Raw genomic sequence first — 21,003 nt, forward strand, 5'->3', positions numbered from 1 at the left:
CTTATCCATTTATTTCGCAAGCTCACGGATTGGGTTAAACCACTCATCATCCACTTCCACCAAACGCTCATTACCAGACTTTTTGCTGAATAGACCGGAAAATTCAGAGTCCTCTGGTACAAAGATTTTTTCATTTTTTGCCACTTCATCTGAAGTCATGATTTCAAGCAGCATCTTCTGGTCTTCTTCGCTTACTGTACCTGTATTGATAACAAATGGTGCATTTAAAACAGGCGTTACAGAGATCAAGCTGAATTCTTTCCCGGCAACCGTGTTAAGCGGCTCGGCAGCATCTTCCTTCACTTTATATACAGCGCCTGGCTCGTTCATTTCACCGTCTGCCAATTCAACATAGTTGTTTACACATGTATCACAGAATGCCGCGACATCTGCTTTACCGCTTAACAAATTTACTGCAGAACCCTGGTGGGAGCCTCCAAATAGAACCTCGCTAAAGAACTTGTCCTCTCCGCCCTCAAGTAAATCCTCTGCTGTTAAACTCTTAAACTCTTCCTTTTCCGCAAAGTAATCTGTTATCCCAGTAGATGGAACCTTGAATCCTGATGTGGAACTATTGGAAACAAATGAGAATCGCTTTCCTTGAATATTGTCAATCGCAAACTTATCGCCATTCTTAAATTGATCCGTATTATCTTTCTCTACTGCGAGCCAGCTGTAATAAACAGCATCCTCCAAAGTACCTGACTCGCCGCTGGGAACAACTAATGGAAGTACCTTATCATTTTTGTTATTTGCTTCTATATATCCTTGTGCGCCCAGGAAGGCCATATCCGCGTTGCCGTTTGCAATGGCTTCGATTGCAACAATGTAATCAGTTGTTGTTTGATGCTCTACCTTTTTTCCCGTTTTCTCTTCTATCATTTTTCCAATCTCTTCACGGGCTTCAACCAGATCAGCTCCTGATTCATTCGGAAGCCATGCAATTGTCAGCGTATCGTCACTTTCCGAATTAGCTGTAAATGAACAGCCTGCAAAAACTACAGTCATAGCCATACAAAGTAACATTAATGCCAATTTCTTCATGATTTTTCCCCTCTCTTATTTGGAAAACTTTTTAATATTACCATCGACCTAACTATATCGAAGAATTATGAATCTACTGATAAGGATTCGTGATGAATCGTAAAGCATTGGTAAAAGATTAGCTTGATAATGTAAAAGCGCCATTTTGCATGTTGTATTCCCTGTCAACCAAATTGTTCATAAACGCAAGATCATGGAAGATTCCAAGCATGGTTGTGCCTTCATTCATCAATTGTTCGATCAGAATTTTAACCTTCAGCTTCGAGTCATAATCCAGGCTGGCTGTCGGCTCGTCCAGCAGCAGGAGCCTTGGTTTTTTGACCATGGCCCGTGCTATATTCAGCCTGAGCTTTTCCCCTCCTGAAAATGTCCCGGGGTAGCTGTCCCAAAGCTCCTGGTCCAGCTCGAAATGCAAAAGGATCTTTACCGTCTCCCTTTCTGCCATTTCATGATCCGTTCCCATTTCAAGGATCGCTTGCTTCACAAGCTGCCTGGCTGTCGTTCTTGGCATAACATTTAAAAATTGTGACACATAGCCAATTTCATGCTGTCGCAGGTATATCATTTGTCTATTTGATGCATCTGCAAGATTAATAGGGCCAAATTTTTTGGAGTTATACCAAATACTTCCCTGCTCAAGCCTGTACGTTCCGTAAATACACTTTAAAATCGTGGATTTTCCGCTTCCGCTTTTTCCGGTAATCCCGATGAATTCCCCTTCCTTCAATATGATATCAATGCCGCTAACTGCACGGATGTTTTTGCCCAGGTTATGAAGGGTAAATGATTTTGCCAGATCCTTGATTTCCAATAGATTTTCCATTAATCCACCTGCTTTCTGCCAGTGTTGTACTTAGAAACATCGCTAAATTCTGTAATTCGTTTTTTGGATCAGCTTCCCGTCCACAAATACTCCAGTGATGACCGGGAAATCATCAGCTATTTTTTCAATGATAAGCAAATCCGCTTTTTTTCCGATTTCAATTGAACCGATTTCTTCGTCCATTTTCACCGCTTTTGCCGGATTAATGGTGACGAGCCTAATCATGTCGGCCAGGTCCATGCCATAGGTATTAACCAGATCAAAAATCGCATGCAGCATGGCTGCCGGATAATAGTCACTGCACAAAATATCAATCGAATCATTTTGAATCGCTTCGGCCGCTCCCAGATTTCCGCTGTGCGAGCCTCCCAGCAGCACATTTGGCGCACCGGCAACGGTATACATGCCAAGCGCCTTCGCCCTGTATGCCACCTCCTGGGTGATCGGGAATTCACTAATCGTCGTGCCAAAGCTGCGGACAAGGTCCAATTTTTCAAAACTGTCATCATCATGGGAGGCAACCGCGATATTATGTTCCTTTGCGTGCTGGGCAATTTCCCTCATGTCTTCAACAGTCAGCTTCTCCTTTGTCTGGTGATTGCGAATCAAAACATCAATGGCTGCATCACTCATACTGTTATAGCTTTTCACCGTGTTCCGGTAGATTTCCAGGTGACGGTACTGCCCTTGCCCCGGGGTATGATCCATGAAGGATATTAAATGCACCTTGTCTTCGCTTATGTAGCTTTTAAGATTCTCAATTTCTTCAACATTATCAATCTCCATTCTTGCATGGAATCGATGGCGCACCAGATGCTTGATAGTATGGGTCTCATCAATCAAGTCAATGAGCTTCCTGACATTTTCCGGTTCCCGGATCGGTTTATACGCATACTCTGTTTCTTTATAAAGAGACAGTGAATGGAACATGGTTGTAATCCCATGGGAAATGAGCTCTTTCTCCGCTTCTCTTAAACTTAGGTTAAAGTTCATCAAAGAAGTTGGCCTTGGTGCTGCCATATGTTCAATATAGTCGGAATGGATATCGATAAAGCCTGGCGAGACATAGCCGCCTTCCGCATCAATCACATCTGTATTTTCTCCAAACATCATTTCACCCTTTGGAGCGATCCGGCTGATTCGGTCATCCTCAATAAGGAGATCATAGCCTTGCAAAACCGTATCCTCTGTAATAAGCTTTCCATTTGTAATGACGTACAAAGTGCTTCCCCCTTTATGAAATGGTCTTTAAATAGGATGGCAAGTTACAGAAGCGAATGAACCAATTGCTGTGTAAAGGCATGCTGAGGATCCTCGAGTATTTGATCAGTCAGGCCCTGCTCAATCACTTGCCCATCAAGCATAACCACTGTTCTGTCTGCGAGCATACGAATGACGCCCAGATCATGTGAAACCAGCACAATACTAATATTTAACTCTCGCTGCAGGCTCTTAATTAAATCCAAAACACTTGCCTGTACCGATAAATCCAATCCTGTCGTGACCTCATCTAAGAGAAGGATGGGCGGGTTATTAGAAAGGGCTTTAGCAACTTGGACACGCTGCTGCATCCCCCCTGAAAAATTCTTTGGCGCTTCTTTGCGTCGATGAATAGGTATATTCACTTTCCCGAGCAGCTCAGTTCCTCTTTCTTCCATCATTTCCACGTTTCTGATTCCGGCTGCAATCAGCTTCTCAGCAATATTTCCGATCGATGAAAAATCTATTTTCAATCCTAATAAAGGGTTTTGATATACTTTCCCCATTAAGTTGTTCCGGATATATCTTTTTTGCTGTGAAGATTCCTTGAAGAGATTTTTCAGCCCATTTTGATAGGAAGAAATATAAGCCTCTCCGGAGGTTGCCTCCTGGTCAAAGTAGAGGCACTGCATCAAAGTGGATTTTCCGCTTCCGCTCTCCCCCACAACCCCGAGCACCTCTCCCGGATACACATCAAAGGAGACATCCCTGCATGCGAAGACGGTGCCGCACACCTTGCAGTAATTTTTTATCAAGGCATCCGGTACATGTTTCATGCAATGGACGCAGCCGGAGCCAAATTGTTTGTTTAAATGTTTAATAGATAAAACGGGAACCTCAAATTCAGTCATTTAATTCACTCCTGCTTTTCCGGCTTTATTTAAAACTTCATAACAGTAGCTCGTATCATTGCATTGATAATAGGTTTCTCCTGTATTCTCATCAATCAGCTCGTCCAGGAACACTCCCTCAGAGCCGCACAATCTGCAGCATTTCCCTTCAAAGCTTTCCTCTTCAAATGGATAATCTTCAAAATCAAGGGAGACGATATTCGTGAAAGGCGGGACGGCATACACCTTTTTTTCCCTTCCTGCCCCCAATAAAATAAGCGCTTCATTTTCGTGCATTTTATGATTATCAAACCGCGGGATCGGGCTTGGCGCCATTACATAGCGATCATGCACCATCACCGGATGATCTGCTCCTGTCGTCATGATTCCATATTTCATAATCTGTTCAAAAAGCATAAGCCATGCTCCGCTATATTCTTTTTCTGCATGAAGCTTTTTGGTTTCTTGTTCACTTGGTTCAAAATAGCGGAGCGGTTCAGGCAGCGGCACCTGCAGCACAAGAATCTGCTGCTTTTTTAAAGGGACCTCTGGAATCCTGTGCCGCGATTGAATAATCGTTGCCTCAGAAGTACATTCCGTTAGCTGGACGCCGGTCGTATCGGAGACAAGCTTCTTGATGCTGACGGCATTAACCGATTCATCAGACCCTTGATCGATTACCTTTAAGACATCTTTCTTCCCTATTAAAGAGAGTGTCAGCTGGAGTCCTCCAGTTCCCCAGCCTCTTCCGATCGGCATTTCCCTTGAAGCAAAAGGAACCTGATAGCCTGGGATCGCAATTGCTTTTAATGTGGCTCTCCTAATCTCCCTTTTCGAACCTTCATCAAAGAAAGCAAAGTTATAGGCTGTGTTCATTAGCTTCTCACCTCTTGCCTTTCTGCAGTTTCTTCCTCAGAATTCTTTGTTCTTCTGACACTATCAAGCTTTGATTGGAACGTGACATAGTGAGGCATTTTCAAATGTGAAATAAAGCCGGTCGATTCCACAGAGTCAATATGGTAGAGTACAAATTCTTCATTATGGCTTGGGAAGCTATTATCGGGATGCTCCAGGCAATTATCGAGAATGCCCATAGCGATCGCTTTCGTCTCGTTCTGCCCAAAGCAAAGTCCAAAGCCTATTTCGAACTCCAATTCCTTTCTTCCGTTCTCCTTTTCAACCATAAACGGCATCAGCATTTCCGCTTCCGTTGCTTTTACATCGCCAATGTAATAGTCATCTTCCTCACTGCCCACTTCATTCGGGTGGCCGATATAGACTGGCAAGTTCCCGACTCTTAGCTCCCCAACAGTCGGATGAAGTGCCCCGTAGCCTCTGATGACGGCATAAGCCAGTGAGGTGACCGCTCCGGTCTGCCCTCTTGTCAGGATTTGCAAACGCTGGCTTCGGCTTGATGGAAATTCCAGGCTTTCTCTTGTCACATCATCTGGTTCAGTATCATTGTTTTCAAGGGGCGGAATTAAGCCCTCCTTACGCAGATAATCGAGCACCTTTGGCAAAAGGATTTCCGGAGCGTCCAGCTTTTCTTCATTTAAGCTGTTTTCTGCCTCATATTCGGTCAGCCATTCCCGGATCAGCTCTTCCGTTTCCTTCATTAGGCCAAAATCCAGAAGCCTGTGGGTATAATCGGTAGTTGCACCTAAGATCTGGCCTCCCGGAATATCTTTAAAGCTGGCTGAAATCCGACGTTCAACTTTCATGTGCTCGGATTCGATGATTTGTGAGCAGTGCCTCCTTGGCAAGGTTGACCGGTATGCCCGCAGCAGGAAGATCGCTTCTTCCGGATTCCCTTCAGCCTGCTTAATGGCTAATGCTGCAAGGGTTTCATTGTATAAGCTGCTTTCTGACATGACCTGGTCGATTAACCCTCTCATGCCAGCCTCAATTTTTTCTGTTTCCAATACTTGCTGCTTATGCAGCCTTTCATACTTCAACCGTTTAATCGACTCTTCAATCGCATGAGTTCCGCCCTTAACCGCTACATAACCCATTCATTCATCACCACCCTTTTTTCTGTTACTTGAGTTGTTCTGGGCAAGGATAAAAGCTGATTGTCCTGGTCAACAAATATGAGGTCAACCCCAACTGGATACTCCTTATTTTTTTCTTCCCGTCTTCGAATCCAATTGCCATCCATATCCACATTGACTGCTGTGCTTGTCTGAATGCCCGGCCCCTTTAAAATAAGATGTCCGCCCTCACGGATGGCCCCTGTTTCTGCGATAATGACTGCAGATTTATGAGGGTTTAAGAACGTCCCCGGGTTTGCTCTTTGAATGGCATCCTCCAGTGAACCTTTCCCGGCATCGTGAAGGATAAATAGATAATCCGCCTGATCAGCCTCTGCCGTCTTTGCGAAGGTCACCTGATTTATCTCTTTCTCTGCAGCTTCGGCATTTGCAGAGAACACTTTAAACGTTACCTCTTGGTCCAGCAGTGTTAATGCCAGCAGCAGGAGTGAATGGGAGCAGCCTGTCTCATTCTCTCCGTCCAATAATGCGGCCTCTTTCCCCAGATCTGAAATCAGCCCGGGCCGTGAAGTGGAATCGACTAATTTTCTATACACAGATTGCAGGTCATGAACGATATCTAATTTCATCTCTTTTCCCCCTCTGCTAAACATCCATTGTTTCAAAGCTGACTTTTGTTTTTAAGATTGCTTTATTTTTTGCTTTGCTGTTTTCTTCAGTATTCTGCTTCTCACTTTCAAGGATGCTTGACCATTTTGCTGCTTCAGGAAGATTCCCCAGAAAAGCGGCATCAATAATGGCAAGATGATAAGCCAGTTCAGGCTGGTGTCCCTTGACAATGCCAATACCAATCTTTCCTTCAACCTTTGCCCTGCATTCTGTTACCAGCACTTCGCCTAAATAAAATAAGCTTTTCTTGGAGGTCTCCCGAACCTTTAACATGACTAGCCCATTTTCCGGTTCTTGAATGACCGTCACTGGATAATTTTGTTCAATTTCATTAGCCAATAATTTCGCTAAATCTTGAGAGCCGCTGATCAAAATTTCTGTTCTTTGTTTTCTTTTCACCTTTTGGCCTCCATCTGTATTTGTTTCTGCACCTTTAATCTATCTTGTTGCCAAGCTTATGAACGTAAATTAACGGTTAATTTTGTATGGGTTTTGTTAACTTCATTACGTCAACATGCAGAAAAAAATCGGCATAGCGCCGATTTAAACCAGGTATGTAAAACAATCACTTCTGTATTTAATTCTTGAATATTCCAGAATTTTACCAGTTTTTCGATCCATACAGCAGGATTCCAGAAGCAATAATGGAATTAGACTGGAGCATTGCAGGATTTTTCGTTCTGTTTCATTTGGAAAAACCACGCTCAAATGGCTTTTCCCTGATGTGAAATCGGTATAGCCCTGGGTTTTGTAATAGTGAAAAATAGAGGTGATCCCAGGACCATCCTGATCAATATGCGGAAAAACAGCTTGAGGTACATAAGATGTATGTAAAGCAATCGGGCAGTCATCCATTATTCTTAGACGAGCAATTTTATAAACCTCATCAGGCGGATTTGCTTTTAATTCGTGAAAGATACCGGATTTATAGGGGATTTTTTCACAGACAATATTTTCTGTCCGAAAGTCGTAGTCCAGCTCCTTCATCTTTTCACTAAAACTGATATCTCCAGTTAGGATAAGAGGAATTTGCGGCTTTCGATTTTGAACATAACTGCCTCTGCCCTGCCTTGAAAAGATATATCCGAGCTCCTGCAAATGCTCATATGCCTTCCGGACAACTATCCTTGGGACCTTATAGTGGTCGGCAAGCTCATTTTCAGAAGGCAGCTTATCATTCGGCTTAAATGTCCCTTCCTTTATCTTCGAAATCAGCTCATCGACCAGCATCATTTTTTCACTCATACAGGCAACTCCCCTTTCGAAATCGTGAAACAACTTTAGTGTAAACGCTGAATTTAAATGGCAAGTTAAGAGAATGTTATTTTTTAGTAGAATTTAAAAAGACCCAATTCATTGTGAATGGGTCTATGAAGGCCATATTCAGCTTCCAAATTTTTTTATAAAAGCTTCCGCATCATTTAATTCAGCAAAATGGGCTTCTAGCTTTTTTCTTGGCCAATCCCACCAGGCGATTTCAATCATCTTGCGGGCAATTTCTTCAGAAAATCTTCTTTTTAAAGGCTTGGCAGGCACCCCGGCTGCAATGGTGTAAGGCTCAACACTCTTCGTAACGACGGCTCCAGAGCCGACCACCGCTCCGGTGCCGATCTCCACACCTTTCATAATGATTGCACCGTGGCCAATCCATACATCATGGCCAATTTTCACCCGATTTGTCCGGCGCCATTTAAAAATTTCATGATCGTCCTCCTCACCAAAACCATAATCTATTTTTCGATAAGTTATATGATGCTGTGTCACCCGGTCCATTGGATGCTGGACAGGGTTTATACAGGCGTGGGAGGCGATGGAACAAAATTTTCCGATATCAGCATAGTTGACTGTCACATCATCCATCGTATAAGTATAGTCTCCAAATTTCGATTCGATGATTTTATTTCGCTCACCGATTGAAACCCATTCACCGGCATAACTGTCTATTATACAGCTTGAATCATGGACAGTTGGGGATATGGAGAGCTTCTCATCGTGCTTGGGTTTAAAAATAAGAGACATTTGAGTATTCCGCTCCTTCATTCAAATTGCAGCTTCCTTTCACTCTATTAAATATGGCTTTTCAGCTTCTTTCTTCTTGCAGCTAATTCATGTACTCTCTCCACTCCAGGGGACCGGCTTCCAAGCACCACCGGTTTCTCGCCATACGCTCCATGAAAATCAGATCCGCCTGTCATGATTAAGCCATATTTTACAGCCAGCTTCCTGGCCATATCTTCATGCTGGTGATTATGCAAAGGGTGCCATACTTCTATTCCCTGCAATCCGGCTTCTGTAAGGTCAGGAACCATTTCGAAATTCCCGTATTGTCCTGGATGTGCCAGAACAGGCACTCCACCTGCCTCAAGTACGGCCTTAACAGCCTGTCTTGCATCCACATATTCCATCGGGATAAAAGCAAGGCCTGGCACTTCTCCTTTTTGTCCGCGGCTAAACAATTTTTTATAAAGCGGGCCATAGATTGAATCTGTATAACCTGCCTCTATCAGAGCTGCCATAATATGCTGTTTATAGACTCCAGTGCCACCATGTGCAAATTCCTGGCATCGTTCCCAGGTAATGCTGTAGCCTGCTTCAATCAGCCGCTGGACCATTTCTAACGACAGTTTATGCCTTTTTTCGGTTAAAGGACCGCACAATGCTTCAATTGCTTTATGCCCTGGCTCAATAAAATAACCAAGGATGTGAACACGCCGGCCCCTTTCAAAATCAAAGCCGGAAATTTCAATACCCGGGATGACTTCCACTCCATATTTCTTCCCTTGTTCGATCGCTTCCTCCAGCCCCTTTGTCGTGTCATGGTTTGTAATGGCCAGGTGCGACACATCATTGGCAGCCGCTAAGTTCAGTACCTCATCAATCGTCAGGGGACAGTCTGAAATATTCGTATGGCAGTGCAATTCAGCTTTCATTTCTGGACCTCCTATTAATAGCCTTTTTTAATAGAGTAACTTGGTGCCAAGCTGTAAAGGTTACCAATATGTAAATTTCTGTTAAGATTATGTAATGATGCGGCACAGACGCGAAAGAATGGTATAAAGCCAACTGACCGACATATAAAAGGGGCCGAAGTCCTATCCAAAAAGGAAAAAGGCCAACTCCTTGGAGCCGGCCATATGTTTTGAAGTCATTTCACTGATATGTTTTTAAATAGAGATGTTTTCAGCTGCCTTTGTTTTGCCTAATGCCTTCAATGGCGTTTTGCATACATTCCCATATGCATCAAGTGCATGTACTTCAATCTGATATGCAGTATTTGCCTGCAAGCCTTCAATCTTTAATGTTAACGGGTTTGGTACAGGATCTTTATAGAATTCTGAAAAAGCAAGAAGCTGCTTTGCGACTTCTCCGGTTTCAGCATTTTTTGCCACTACTTTGTAGTCATGAACAAGCAGATCATCCTTTGCCTGGTTAAACATAATGGCCAGGGCAGCAGATGATGTCATTTCATTATTAATGGAGAGCATGGCATCTTTTGTAAAAAAGGGGGGCTTTGAATCCCTTGCATCTGTATATTTAAAATTCTGCTTGTTAGCTGGATAGCTGATTTCAAACGGCTCTCCAGTCCAGTCATTATGGTGAATATCGCGGCGCTTAATCAATACTTTGTTGTTATATACCTCTACAATCAATGCCTGATTCAGGATATCGGCACCTTCAGGCACTTCCCCTTGAATTCTTCCTGCATCCAGCCACAGGTAGGCACCAGTTGAAGTTCCGATTGAGGTGAAATCCTTCTGATGGATAATCCTCGGATCATCAAGCGGATAGTGGGTATGACCGGAAAATGAAATGACTTGCGGATATTCCTTCAACGTATCGTAAAATAGATCCCTATTCTGATTAAAGCCCCATTCGCTTCCATAGACAGTACCTTTGATCGGCTGATGATGGAAAACAAAGATCGGCTTTTTCGGATCATCTTCGTTTGCATTCTTCAATTGCTCGCTTAGCCAACTAATTTGTTCAACTGAGAAAGTTCCCTCTGTTTTCCCGTCTTCTGTGCCAAGGACAATGAAATGATAGCCTTTCATGACCTTATGATAGTAGATCGATTCCATTCCCGTTTTATCCAGGAAGCGTTTTTGGGCATCAGCTGTTGATAAGCCATTCCAGTAATCATGATTACCGATGGCAAACATGGAAACAGTACCCCATTGCTTTTGTACATTAAAGGCTGACATGAACTTATCATATTCGGAAGAATACCCATAATCAGTTAAATCCCCAACAACTACAAAAGCATCCTGCTTTGGAACAACCTTATTTAATTGTTCCAATGTGACAATAAACTTTTCCAGCGTCTTATCGCTGGAATTATGAATATGGATATCACTGATCACCGGAAAAACCAAATCCGGCTTCGAACCGCTTACATTCATCATGGAAGACGAAGATGCTGCACTTGCTGAAATGAAATGGAACGAGTTTGCAAGCGACAATCCTATTGTCGCACCAGCAGCCATGGTTGTTTTTTGCAAAAAGGCACGGCGGTCTATTCCTTTTGTTGTAAGGTTTTCGTCTTTTTGTTCCTTCGAGCTATTTTTCATCATTCTCTGCCCTCTCCTCTTATCATCTTTCCGCAGTATTCATTCACCAGGCTTCATTTAACAGCAGTATGTATGCTATGCATAATTCAATTATTCTAATGTGCTCTGGTAATCATTTAGCCTATTATTTACCTTCCAATGGCAGCGGATCAATGCTTTGATCATTTGCAGTTAAATCAATTCCATAATCTTTTGCAAATACCATATGCGTGTCAACCAATACACCTTCCTGGTTTTCATCCAAGTTGAATACTCTTGCACCGCGGAGTCTATTTTTGTCCGGGCCTGAAAGACCATAAGTGCCGAAGCCGGTATTGCCTGAGTATCCGAGCAGAATGCCATAATAGTTTCCGCAATAGGTATTAATATGATCATGTCCGCAGAATACGCCCTTTACATCTCCCCTATCCAGCATGGCTGTAAACAATCCGCTGTTAATCGGTCCCGGGCACTCATCTTCATTCCGTTCTCCTGTGATCTGATGCCTTGCCACCGCAAGATTATGGCCTTCATTTGTTCGGCTGTCCACACTTCCCCACCACATAAACCGGTGCTCCCATAAAGGAATATGGATGAATACCAGCGAAGGAACTTTATAGCCATATTTCTTTTCAATCACCTTTGACCTCTCATAATACCAATTCACCTGGTTGAAACGAAGCCAATCCCATGTTGGATAGCCTTTAAAATCCTGTCCGGCAATTGTTTTCGGAGCATACCGGCCGCTATCGAGCAGCCATAAATTGAATGCCGCTTTATTCCCGCTGGATTGTCTGATTAGCAGGTTCATATTTCCTGTACCCGTAAGGCCTTTTTTACCAGGAACGTTCATATTGTGTTTGTACTTCATATAGAAATTAAGCATTTCCTCTTCATCCATGCCGCTCTTTGCTGTTGAGTCTTCATCATGGTTGCCGAATGTGGCCGCCCAGCGGATCCCTCTTTTTTCCATAGGCTGAACAACATTGTTCATTGCTTGCTTCATTTCTAATTCAGTATCACAGCCGCCGGTGATATTGTCTCCATTCAACACGACAAAGTCAGGTTTTTCCGCATCAAGAACCTTTTCCATCAGTTCGATGGTTCTTCGGTCAATCCGTTCATCGTCCTGAGTGTCGTTAAATTGTACAATCTTATACTTGCCATTCGAATTAAATGCAAGCTTAGGAGCTTCAAGCTCTTCGCCAAGTTCTTCCGCTTGGGCTTTGCCTACCAGCAAGTCTCCCGGCAAGCCTGCAGCAGCCATCGTTAAAGCAAGTGTCCCCATACCTCCAGCTTTAATAAAAGACCTTCTATCAAGCCCTTTGTTTTCGTTCTGATTACTCATTCATTCCGCCTCCAATGATTTAATCGGGAGCATTCCCTGCCCCACCTTTAAAATCGTAGAATAAATCTATTAATGGCGTATTAAGAATACTAGATTGTTTAGTAAAGAACGTAAGGATAATGTAAAGGCTTTTTTAATAGATTGTTCTTTGCATAACAAAAGCCTGCCTGAATTCAGGCAGACTTCCGAGATCCTGCTCAATTTAGAAGGTTAGGAAAGCTAACATTACTCTGAATCATCACCCTTGCTTACTGTATAGTTCCGATTCTCCTCCTTTACAAAATGAACCCCGCTTCCTCTCTCCATTATATATTGCATTTTATATTGCGTCCTTTTGGTGATCTTTACTTCCAGCTGTTCGGCCCGGTCATATCGGTCAGACAGCTTTCTCTCAGGGATATCCAGAATGATCGATGGTCCATCAATTAACATGACCTGTGCGTGGTTTTCAGATTCAGGCAGAATGCGATGCACCTGGTGAACAGCCATCCACACACAATCATCATTTTTTGATGATATATGCGGAAACCAATACATATCAATATGCCCGGGTATGCGAATAGGCGTTGCCTGGCATGCCCCTATAACCGACTTTGCACCGCTGACGGCACCTTCCAGTTCAAATCCGTAATAACTAAGACTTTCCTGGATAATCTCGATTGGTTTCATTGTGATAATAAACATTTGGCTGCCCTGAATGACTTTGCTGTAGCATCTCCCATTTGCATCAAACTCTGGCAATATCGCTTTTGTTTCCGGGTGGATAACATAATGCGGTAAATAAATCATTGTCATGTGTATGCTCCTTTTTCGTCACTTACTATTTTAAAATGGGTCATTAAGGAGTATACTTAGCAAATGAGCTGGTATACTCCATCTCGTAAGAACTCTCAGGCGATTGTCTTTCCCGGACCTGCCTGGGGGTTTTTTTGTTTTTACACTTTCCTCTTTGTGCCGGTGACTGGATGGTTGATATTTCTTTTAATGATTTGACATTTAAAAGACCCTCTCGGTTATTCGGCATGATTTGACAAAATTCACCTCTTCCCTCATTATAATGGGTATTTTTTACTATTGTAAAAACTTATTTTTCCTCCGTCGTAAATTTTTTTGTGGCGTGAAATCGATCTCAGCAGACGTTATTGACAAATTTGTGTGAATTTTTTATAATATTTAATTTTATTGATTTTTTTAGTAAAAACATCTTTAAAAACTGAATTTTCATTCATTTTGTGACATAGGTCATATGGATAGAAGAATATCATTGGCTGGAAATTCTGTCACAAAAATTTCTTTTTTACGAAGGGAAACACTTTCATGGAGACCGTAAAGCACTAATCTCCCAAAAAGCCATTGGCACCCTTTAGGCCAATGGCTTTAATGATTGATTAAATATTTTTGTTGATTGTCTCCGCATTATAGCCCGACGGATTATTCTGATGCCACTTCCAGGCATGAGCTATAATCTGCTTCAGTTCATGGTATTGAGGTTTCCACCCGAGTTCCTTCTGCGCCTTTTCCGACGAAGCAACCAGGATGGCGGGATCGCCGGCACGGCGGGGAGCTAAGACTGCCTGAATGTTTTTTTGCGATATAGTCAAACAGGCATCAATCACTTCTTTCACCGAATAACCAGTGCCATTTCCAAGATTATAGATGCCGCTCTCTTCCTTTGCACGCAGTCTTTTTAGTGCAAGATAATGGGCATTAGCCAAATCCATGACATGGATATAATCACGGACACAGCTCCCATCCGGTGTAGGATAATCCTCCCCATAGATGGATACCTGTTCGCGCTGTCCCAATGCTGTCTGAAGGATGATCGGGATTAAATGCGATTCTGGTGTGTGGTCCTCCCCAATTCTGCCCTCAGGATCTGCCCCTGCGGCATTGAAGTAACGCAAACAAATAGATTTTAACCCGTATGCATCGTCTGCCCATTTCAACATTTTTTCAATCGCAAGCTTCGTTTCGCCATAAGGGTTGGTTGGGACAGTCGGGTCCTCCTCTTTAATCGGCACATTCATTGGGTTTCCATAAACCGCTGCGGTTGATGAGAAAACCATTTTTTTCACCTGATGTTCAAACATTTTCTTCACAAGATGGTAACTTCCGATTACATTATTCTCATAATATTGCAGCGGTTGTTCTACACTTTCGCCTACAAGTGAATCGGCTGCAAAATGCATGACTGCTTCGATTTGATGGGTGGTAAATATCTCATCCAGCAAATCCCCGTCTTTTAATTCCCCTAGGTAAAAAGCTGCATTCCTTACCGCTTCACGATGGCCTTTTTTAAGGCTATCAAGAACGATAACTTCTTCACCAAGCCCATTTAAATATAAAACAGTATGGCTTCCTATATACCCTGCACCGCCAGTCACTAGGATGGCCATGATATCCCGCTCCTTTTATAAGAATTAAGATTCATCAGGCTTTCAACGAGCAGCTTCAGTTCTTCCGTAGTCTGCCAGGAACCGTAAGCCCTATGACTTCAATTAATCCTATGTTTTCTTTCTTCATATCATGTACTTCCTGATGAGGATAGAGGATCCACTTTACACTTTCAGATAAAAACAAAGTCCCCTTGGACCTCGCAGATAGAATTAAATCTTTAGTACAGAAGAGGAATTTGAACAATTGTTTGAGATCCATTTCCCTCAAAGCTTAAAGAAGCTATAGGACAGTTAATACTAAGAATTATTTGATTAAGAGGCTTTTATAATCCAAGCTGTAAAATCAACGCCAAATGGGAACAATAAGCAACAAAATAGAAATTCTTATTACTCAGGAGGCTAAACCATGACCGATAACACCCCACAGGATGTAAACCGTATCCAGGAGGAAGCACAAAAACAGGATCGCGAGGCCAAAAAGGCGCAGGAAGTTGTAGATGATGCCATTTCCAAAATGAGCCCTCAAAGGCAGTATGAAAAAGACAAGGAACAGAACAAGCGATAATGTAAAAAAGCCTTCTTCCATCATCCGGCTGGAATAAGGCTTTTTCTCTGCTATTCTCCTTCCCCTTTCAGATTCTTGTTTTCTTCTTTTTGTAAATAATGCATGGGGATATAGGTGATATAAAAAACAATCAGTGCAGTTATTTCAAGGGTTACATAATACCAAATGCCGCTGCCGAAAAATGATAATAACGTTTTGGTTTCTGTCGGGCTGGCTAAATAAAAGAAATTAGTACCTAGCAGCTGGTTTAAGAGGAAGCCCGGCACGGCAATTACGTTAAGCATTAAAAAGCTATTTAATACAGCTTTCTTTGGGACCCTGTTCCCTTCAAATAGAATGAAGTACAAAACGGCTAACGGAATGGCTGAATGATGAAGGAAGTATTTGATGTAGCGGAAGTGAGGAAATTGGTAGATCATATCAGGTGTAACCATACTTAAGATGGGAGGAATTGTACCGATAAAGTACAGCAAATAAAATGCTTTTTTATTGCCTCTTAAGAACAGAAACAATGCAATAAAGGTACTAAATGAGCAAAGCTGGAGCGGAAGATCCGCAACATCCCACTGATCGGTTAGGACCAGCCACAAATGATAAGTTACTTCACACGCCAGCAGTGTGACAAACAAAGTCCACCTTATTATTTTCTGGTATGGCCTCAGCGCCTGCCTGTAATATACCAGCCACCAGCAGGTAAAGAAAAAAACCACTAACGTAACAAGATGCATCAACGAAAACAGCTCAAAGCCTTGCATTCCCGTTACCGAAAACATGATGTTATCACCCCTTAATATGCATGGAAGTGCTGTTTCATTCATTGTATTCACGGGGAGGAAATTTACCACGGCATTTAAAAGGTTTCATTAAAAGTCCCTTCCCGGTATATAAATTTTTGTATCTAATGCCTTGTTATAATTGTTTGTTTTCCTGTTAATTATTGCTTGTGCAGCTTCGTGTTAAATAAAAAATGAGGGGATGCCCACTCCCCTCACCTTTTAATAACGTATTAAATACCTTACCTTATTATTAATTAGTAGCTGTTTAGTTTCTATTTAACAACGCATTGCCAGCTATACCCGGATTCGTCATTTCGTACGGGTTTAAAATCAGTTCAAGCTCCTCTTCTGTTAGAACGTCATATTGCAGGCAAAGCTCTCTAACCGACTTTCCTTTAAGGATGGCTTCCCTGGCAATCCTTGAAACAACCTCATATCCCAGGTGCGGGTTAACAGCTGTAATGATTCCTACACTCTTTTCCACATATTCCCTCATTCGATCTTCATTTGCCTCGATTCCTGATAGGCAATAGTCTGTAAAGCTTCTAAAGGCATTGTTCATAATACTGATCGATTGAAGCAAATTAAAAACCAGGACAGGCTCCATTACATTCAGTTCAAGCTGTCCTGCTTCGGACGCAAGACAAATCGTATGATCATTCCCGATTACCTGAAAGGCAGTCTGGTTAATAAGTTCCGGCATTACGGGGTTAATCTTTCCTGGCATAATGGATGAACCTGGCTGACGTGACGGCAGATTAATTTCGCCTAGCCCGGCACGGGGACCTGAGGCCATTAACCGCAAGTCATTGGCTATTTTGGACATATTGATCATACACACCTTTAATGCTGCTGATACTTCCGTATAGGCATCCGTGTTTTGTGTTGCATCTACCAGATATTCAGTCCCGGCCAGCGGCAATCCGCTAATACTTGCCAGGTGCTTTACCACATTTTTAATATAAAGAGGATCAGCGTTTAAACCAGTCCCTACAGCTGTTGCCCCCATGTTTACTTCATAGAGGTGCTCGCGTGTTTGTCCAATGCGTTTAATATCCCGTTCCAGCACCCGGCTGTAAGCTTCAAATTCTTGGCCCAGACGAATGGGAACAGCATCCTGAAGATGGGTACGGCCCATTTTTATGACAGAATCAAATTCCTGTGCTTTCCTTTTAAATTCAAGAAGCATGTCATTCATCGTATCCAAAAGCTTGTCCAGAAGATTAAGGACAGATATATGTATGGCAGTTGGGAACACGTCATTTGTCGATTGAGACATATTTACATGGCTGTTTGGGCTTATCCTGCCATATTCGCCTTTTTCATGGCCAAGCAGCTCAAGCGAGCGGTTTGCAATTACTTCATTTGCATTCATATTTATAGAAGTGCCTGCACCTCCCTGAATCGGGTCAACAATAAAAAACTCATGCCATTTTCCTTCAAGAATTTCATCGGACGACTGGATGATCGCGTTGCCTATTCCTTCATATAAACGCTTTGTATCCATATTTGCCAGTGCAGCGGCTTTTTTGATCATCGCCAGTGCCCTAATCATCTCCGAATGAATCCTATATCCGGTAATAGGGAAGTTTTCAACTGCCCGTAAGGTTTGAATGCCATAATACACATCTTTGGGAATTTCCTTTTCACCAAGGAAATCTTTTTCAATTCTAAAAGCTCTCTCGGTCTTAATCATTTCCTTATTCTCCTCTTGGATCTTTAGATTGTAATATCATTTGCAATTGGTGTTTCCATTAATTCCTTAACCCTTTTCAAATCATGTGTCTTGCCCAGCACCCACATCAATTTTGGAACAATGGCTTCCGTATTCATATTCCTGGAACGAATAATCGTATTCTGATTCACTTTCCTCCCAACTTCATAGATTTCCATGTCCTCTCCTTCTTCTAAACATTGGGTAGCTACAACAACAGAAATGCCGCTTTCCGTAAGCTCATTCAATTTCTCCAAAATATTTCTTCCGTGAAAAGGGATTCCGCCGCTGCCATAGCTTTCAACTACAATGCCCTGACAGTGTTCTTTCAGGAAATCAAAGTATTCCGGCTTAATGCCCGGGAATAGCTTCACTAAAGATACATCTGTACAAAGGGAGGTATCGAGCTTAATTTCTTTTTTCTCTTCCGTTTGTATTGGGTTACTATATTCAATATTATTTCCATAAATGGAAGCTACATAGGGATAATTGATGCTTTCAAATGAATCATAGCTTTTTGTTCTCAATTTAATGGCCCTTGTCCCCTGTATGACTCGCCCATCAAACACAATAAATACTCCGCCTATCTTTTCGCAGGCGAATCGAACGGCATCACTTATATTTTTTTTCGCATCTGTTTTCTGAAATGAAATGGGAATTTGAGACCCTGTGATGACAACAGGCTTGTCCAGGTTTTGCAGCATATAGGAAATTGCAGCAGAACTGTAGGCCATTGTATCTGTGCCATGGGTAATCACAAAGCCATCGTAGTTGTCATAATTCTCATAAATAGCTTTTGCCATTATCCCCCAATATTCCGGCTGCATATTTGTGCTATCAATATTCATCAAGGGCTTGCTTTCGATATGATAGAGAGTATTTAATCCCGGCAGGTAACTTAAGATTTCATCGGCTTCCAATTCAGGTACCAGTCCGTTATCCCCTTCTAATGAAGCAATTGTTCCACCGGTTGTCAGCAGCATTAATTTTTTCAAAACGGGGTTCCACCTTCCATCCTGTTAAAGGATCAGTTACTTTAAATAAAGAAATGAAAACTTTTAGATTTTTATACGCGAATCGCGTACTATGGAAGTAATTATATGGAGGAAACAAGAAGAAATCAAGAAGATATTATTCATTTCGCGTACTTTTTTCTATTTTATGATGGTATACTGAAATAAAAGGAGAGTAGAAAAATGATTTTAAATAGATTAACAATATTAAGAAAGAGGAACAACTGGTCCTTGCAGGAAACGGCAGATCTTCTTGGCATAGCCAAAAGTACATATGCAGGATACGAATCAGGGCACCGAAGACCTTCACTAGAAGCAATTAAATTAATGGCAGACCTATTCCAAACCTCAACCGATTACATTCTTGGCAGAGTGGAAGATCCTAAATTTCAGCCAGCCTTTGAAAAGACTGCTATCGAATTGGCAGACTGTCTGTTTGTAGATTTATCGGTAGATAGAAACTCTCTTTCCCAGGAAGAAATCGAGTACGTGATTGCATTTATAAGGGCAAAGCGTGAGTTAGGACAGCGCAAGGAACAGGGCAAAAATTCAGTTGGTGAATCAAGTTATTTAAACGAAAAGACAAATTAATTAGAAGCTTATTAATTATCTTAAAAGACAGTTTCAGTCGTTGATCCAGCTACGGTTATTGGAAAAATCCAGCTGCCCCGTTTGCAGAAAGCAGCCGGAATAATCATGATGAATGAATGCCTATTAAAGGGAGCATAGTTTTAAAAAATCACTATGCAGATGTTTAGCTTTTTTTCTCAGCCTTCCTTCAATAGCATTAAATCAAGATAGAGCTGGCATTTTAGATTAAAATCCGAGAAATTGATTGTTGTAAGTTCAGTTATTTGCTTAATCCGGTAGTTTAACGTATTAGGATGGATAAACATTTGTTCAGCAGTTGGCTTTAATTTACAGTTATTAACCAAATAATATTCCAGTGTTTTGAGAAGCTCCGTTTGGCTTTCCTGATCCTTTTCTTTTAAAATCTGCAAATTTTTATTTACATATTGATTTTTCTTGTTTTTCTCGTTAATGATATCCAGGTACCGGATAATCCCCAGCTTTTCATATTCGTAAGGTATATTTTCCTGGGTTCCCAGCCTTTCTGTTAGTTCCACAACTTCAAGTGCTTCTTTATAGCTTTTATTAAAAGATAAAAGCTGCTGATATTCATTGCCAATTCCGATATAGATCTGGGAATATCGATTCGCATCAAAATTAGTTAATAGATTTTCTACAATCTGTAAAGAAGCAGCTGCAGGAGAGTATTGGGTAGAGTAGCAGCCTACAGCAATAATGATATTGGAACGATCGATTAACACGTGACTTGTATTATCCTTCAGGTTTAGATAAGACCTTATTGTTTCTTTTAATTCCTCTACCAGCTCATCCTCTGCATTGATGACATTCACAACCATAATGCAAAATATTGAGGGCAGGACGATGTTTAACTGGCTGGCTTCCCATCTAAAATCCTTTTCATTTGTATAACGATTATTGATTGCATTTCTGAATAAATTTTCAATCTCTATATCTTTTTGATGAATGATTTTCGTTTTTTTATGAATGATTTTTCCTACATGACCGGAGACCTCAGATAAAAAATGCATCTCTTCATCCGTTAGATTTTCATTTATTTCCTGGACCCAAATATAGCCCATGATGGTGCCTTTATACCTGGCACTTACGACGACACGCTGATTCAGGCCAATTTCTTTCATATCGTTGATTCTAAATGGCGTCGGGATGGTTTTTAGCTGATCAATAATTCCGGTTTCAACAAAAGCTTCAAATATATTTAATGGACATTTTTTTGAAAAAATGGTTTGCTGATTTGCTTTATCAAATTGATCAATATAGTAAGAGTTGTAAGCTACTAGGAAGAAATGATCATTTTCCAAAATGACCGGTTTTTTTAACGTATTGCTGATCAAATCGATTATTTTATCCAAATCCGATAAGGTAAGGATTTGCTCCAATTGCTCCTTCATTTTCGTGCCTCCTGCCCCTTGTTTCCC

The 21,003-nt window shown here is 41.7% G+C and carries 21 protein-coding genes and 1 pseudogene; 2 read left to right on the forward strand and 20 right to left on the reverse strand.

Going from position 1 to position 21,003, the window contains the following annotated elements; translation table 11 throughout:
- Positions 1 to 9 precede the first annotated feature (9 nt).
- The 16 genes and pseudogenes from phnD to DFO73_RS29150 all read right to left on the reverse strand — a co-directional run.
- Positions 10 to 1,044: a phosphate/phosphite/phosphonate ABC transporter substrate-binding protein gene (phnD, locus tag DFO73_RS03875; RefSeq protein ID WP_110063429.1), complete on the reverse strand. Its 1,035-nt coding sequence runs from the start codon at positions 1,042 to 1,044 to the stop codon at positions 10 to 12.
- A gap of 118 nt (positions 1,045 to 1,162) precedes the next feature.
- Complete coding sequence (locus tag DFO73_RS03880; RefSeq protein ID WP_110063430.1) at positions 1,163 to 1,867, reverse strand: phosphonate C-P lyase system protein PhnL; 705 nt, start codon at positions 1,865 to 1,867, stop codon at positions 1,163 to 1,165.
- A gap of 42 nt (positions 1,868 to 1,909) precedes the next feature.
- A complete protein-coding gene (phnM, locus tag DFO73_RS03885) occupies positions 1,910 to 3,088 on the reverse strand; it encodes a phosphonate metabolism protein PhnM (protein ID WP_110063431.1) in 1,179 nt (392 codons plus the stop codon).
- A gap of 44 nt (positions 3,089 to 3,132) precedes the next feature.
- Positions 3,133 to 3,978, reverse strand: a complete 846-nt coding sequence (locus tag DFO73_RS03890) for an ATP-binding cassette domain-containing protein (RefSeq protein ID WP_110063432.1) — start codon at positions 3,976 to 3,978, stop codon at positions 3,133 to 3,135.
- Positions 3,979 to 4,833 (reverse strand): alpha-D-ribose 1-methylphosphonate 5-phosphate C-P-lyase PhnJ, encoded by an 855-nt coding sequence (locus DFO73_RS03895; RefSeq protein ID WP_110063433.1) that lies wholly within the window; start codon positions 4,831 to 4,833, stop codon positions 3,979 to 3,981.
- The gene (locus tag DFO73_RS03900; RefSeq protein WP_110063434.1) at positions 4,833 to 5,969 is read right to left on the reverse strand and encodes a carbon-phosphorus lyase complex subunit PhnI; all 1,137 of its coding nucleotides are present in this window, start codon (positions 5,967 to 5,969) and stop codon (positions 4,833 to 4,835) included. Before DFO73_RS03900 ends, DFO73_RS03895 begins: the two co-directional genes overlap by 1 nt.
- Positions 5,957 to 6,577 carry a phosphonate C-P lyase system protein PhnH gene (gene phnH / locus DFO73_RS03905; protein WP_110063435.1) on the reverse strand — a complete coding sequence of 207 codons (621 nt, stop codon included), beginning with the start codon at positions 6,575 to 6,577 and terminating at the stop codon, positions 5,957 to 5,959. Before phnH ends, DFO73_RS03900 begins: the two co-directional genes overlap by 13 nt.
- A gap of 16 nt (positions 6,578 to 6,593) precedes the next feature.
- A complete protein-coding gene (phnG, locus tag DFO73_RS03910; RefSeq protein ID WP_110063436.1) occupies positions 6,594 to 7,016 on the reverse strand; it encodes a phosphonate C-P lyase system protein PhnG in 423 nt (140 codons plus the stop codon).
- Positions 7,017 to 7,160: 144 nt separating this feature from the next.
- Positions 7,161 to 7,862, reverse strand: coding sequence for a GntR family transcriptional regulator (locus DFO73_RS03915; RefSeq protein ID WP_110063437.1), 702 nt, complete (start codon positions 7,860 to 7,862; stop codon positions 7,161 to 7,163).
- A 138-nt stretch (positions 7,863 to 8,000) separates the two neighbouring features.
- Positions 8,001 to 8,636, reverse strand: coding sequence for a DapH/DapD/GlmU-related protein (locus DFO73_RS03920; protein ID WP_110063558.1), 636 nt, complete (start codon positions 8,634 to 8,636; stop codon positions 8,001 to 8,003).
- 47 nt (positions 8,637 to 8,683) lie between these two features.
- Positions 8,684 to 9,547 carry a PHP domain-containing protein gene (locus tag DFO73_RS03925; RefSeq protein ID WP_110063438.1) on the reverse strand — a complete coding sequence of 288 codons (864 nt, stop codon included), beginning with the start codon at positions 9,545 to 9,547 and terminating at the stop codon, positions 8,684 to 8,686.
- 234 nt (positions 9,548 to 9,781) lie between these two features.
- The gene (locus DFO73_RS03930) at positions 9,782 to 11,188 is read right to left on the reverse strand and encodes a metallophosphoesterase family protein (RefSeq protein WP_258309206.1); all 1,407 of its coding nucleotides are present in this window, start codon (positions 11,186 to 11,188) and stop codon (positions 9,782 to 9,784) included.
- 121 nt (positions 11,189 to 11,309) lie between these two features.
- Positions 11,310 to 12,512: a metallophosphoesterase family protein gene (locus DFO73_RS03935; protein ID WP_110063439.1), complete on the reverse strand. Its 1,203-nt coding sequence runs from the start codon at positions 12,510 to 12,512 to the stop codon at positions 11,310 to 11,312.
- Positions 12,513 to 12,737: 225 nt separating this feature from the next.
- Entirely contained in the window at positions 12,738 to 13,307 is a 570-nt protein-coding gene (locus DFO73_RS03940; RefSeq protein ID WP_110063440.1) for a competence protein ComK, read from the reverse strand.
- 593 nt (positions 13,308 to 13,900) lie between these two features.
- Entirely contained in the window at positions 13,901 to 14,908 is a 1,008-nt protein-coding gene (gene galE / locus DFO73_RS03945; protein WP_110063441.1) for a UDP-glucose 4-epimerase GalE, read from the reverse strand.
- Between the two features lie 61 nt (positions 14,909 to 14,969).
- Positions 14,970 to 15,065, reverse strand: a pseudogene (locus tag DFO73_RS29150) (hypothetical protein); the annotation flags it as partial.
- A 249-nt stretch (positions 15,066 to 15,314) separates the two neighbouring features.
- Here DFO73_RS29150 and DFO73_RS28445 point away from each other — a divergent pair.
- Positions 15,315 to 15,473 (forward strand): hypothetical protein, encoded by a 159-nt coding sequence (locus tag DFO73_RS28445; protein WP_181395907.1) that lies wholly within the window; start codon positions 15,315 to 15,317, stop codon positions 15,471 to 15,473.
- A gap of 50 nt (positions 15,474 to 15,523) precedes the next feature.
- On the opposite strand, the gene DFO73_RS03955 is transcribed toward DFO73_RS28445, so the two are convergent.
- From DFO73_RS03955 to DFO73_RS03965, 3 genes are all read right to left on the reverse strand, one after another.
- Complete coding sequence (locus DFO73_RS03955) at positions 15,524 to 16,246, reverse strand: YwaF family protein (protein ID WP_110063443.1); 723 nt, start codon at positions 16,244 to 16,246, stop codon at positions 15,524 to 15,526.
- 268 nt (positions 16,247 to 16,514) lie between these two features.
- The gene (gene aspA / locus DFO73_RS03960) at positions 16,515 to 17,945 is read right to left on the reverse strand and encodes an aspartate ammonia-lyase (RefSeq protein ID WP_110063444.1); all 1,431 of its coding nucleotides are present in this window, start codon (positions 17,943 to 17,945) and stop codon (positions 16,515 to 16,517) included.
- Between the two features lie 23 nt (positions 17,946 to 17,968).
- The gene (locus DFO73_RS03965) at positions 17,969 to 18,958 is read right to left on the reverse strand and encodes an asparaginase (protein WP_110063445.1); all 990 of its coding nucleotides are present in this window, start codon (positions 18,956 to 18,958) and stop codon (positions 17,969 to 17,971) included.
- Positions 18,959 to 19,159: 201 nt separating this feature from the next.
- On the opposite strand from DFO73_RS03965, the gene DFO73_RS03970 reads away from it, so the two are divergent.
- On the forward strand, positions 19,160 to 19,567 hold the full coding sequence (locus DFO73_RS03970) for a helix-turn-helix domain-containing protein (RefSeq protein WP_110063446.1): 408 nt from the start codon (positions 19,160 to 19,162) through the stop codon (positions 19,565 to 19,567).
- Positions 19,568 to 19,743: 176 nt separating this feature from the next.
- Here DFO73_RS03970 and DFO73_RS03975 read toward each other — a convergent pair whose 3' ends face one another.
- Positions 19,744 to 20,976 (reverse strand): PucR family transcriptional regulator, encoded by a 1,233-nt coding sequence (locus tag DFO73_RS03975; protein ID WP_110063447.1) that lies wholly within the window; start codon positions 20,974 to 20,976, stop codon positions 19,744 to 19,746.
- Positions 20,977 to 21,003: the final 27 nt, after the last annotated feature.

The sequence above is a fragment of the Cytobacillus oceanisediminis genome, assembly GCF_003182355.1.
Lineage (GTDB): Bacteria > Bacillota > Bacilli > Bacillales > Cytobacillaceae > Cytobacillus > Cytobacillus oceanisediminis_A.

Bases quoted from the DNA above. Each gene is read 5' to 3' on its own strand.
- DFO73_RS03930 (WP_258309206.1), bottom strand. From the start codon at position 11,188: ATGATGAAAAATAGCTCGAAGGAACAAAAAGACGAAAACCTTACAACA.
- DFO73_RS03890 (WP_110063432.1), bottom strand. From the start codon at position 3,978: ATGACTGAATTTGAGGTTCCCGTTTTATCTATTAAACATTTAAACAAA.
- phnD (WP_110063429.1), bottom strand. From the start codon at position 1,044: ATGAAGAAATTGGCATTAATGTTACTTTGTATGGCTATGACTGTAGTT.
- aspA (WP_110063444.1), bottom strand. From the start codon at position 17,945: ATGATTAAGACCGAGAGAGCTTTTAGAATTGAAAAAGATTTCCTTGGT.
- DFO73_RS28445 (WP_181395907.1), top strand. From the start codon at position 15,315: ATGACCGATAACACCCCACAGGATGTAAACCGTATCCAGGAGGAAGCA.
- DFO73_RS03940 (WP_110063440.1), bottom strand. From the start codon at position 13,307: ATGACAATGATTTATTTACCGCATTATGTTATCCACCCGGAAACAAAA.
- DFO73_RS03915 (WP_110063437.1), bottom strand. From the start codon at position 7,862: ATGAGTGAAAAAATGATGCTGGTCGATGAGCTGATTTCGAAGATAAAG.
- DFO73_RS03925 (WP_110063438.1), bottom strand. From the start codon at position 9,547: ATGAAAGCTGAATTGCACTGCCATACGAATATTTCAGACTGTCCCCTG.
- DFO73_RS03970 (WP_110063446.1), top strand. From the start codon at position 19,160: ATGATTTTAAATAGATTAACAATATTAAGAAAGAGGAACAACTGGTCC.
- phnH (WP_110063435.1), bottom strand. From the start codon at position 6,577: ATGAAATTAGATATCGTTCATGACCTGCAATCTGTGTATAGAAAATTA.
- DFO73_RS03955 (WP_110063443.1), bottom strand. From the start codon at position 16,246: ATGTTTTCGGTAACGGGAATGCAAGGCTTTGAGCTGTTTTCGTTGATG.
- DFO73_RS03975 (WP_110063447.1), bottom strand. From the start codon at position 20,976: ATGAAGGAGCAATTGGAGCAAATCCTTACCTTATCGGATTTGGATAAA.
- galE (WP_110063441.1), bottom strand. From the start codon at position 14,908: ATGGCCATCCTAGTGACTGGCGGTGCAGGGTATATAGGAAGCCATACT.
- DFO73_RS03900 (WP_110063434.1), bottom strand. From the start codon at position 5,969: ATGGGTTATGTAGCGGTTAAGGGCGGAACTCATGCGATTGAAGAGTCG.
- DFO73_RS03935 (WP_110063439.1), bottom strand. From the start codon at position 12,512: ATGAGTAATCAGAACGAAAACAAAGGGCTTGATAGAAGGTCTTTTATT.
- DFO73_RS03895 (WP_110063433.1), bottom strand. From the start codon at position 4,833: ATGAACACAGCCTATAACTTTGCTTTCTTTGATGAAGGTTCGAAAAGG.
- DFO73_RS03880 (WP_110063430.1), bottom strand. From the start codon at position 1,867: ATGGAAAATCTATTGGAAATCAAGGATCTGGCAAAATCATTTACCCTT.
- DFO73_RS03920 (WP_110063558.1), bottom strand. From the start codon at position 8,636: ATGTCTCTTATTTTTAAACCCAAGCACGATGAGAAGCTCTCCATATCC.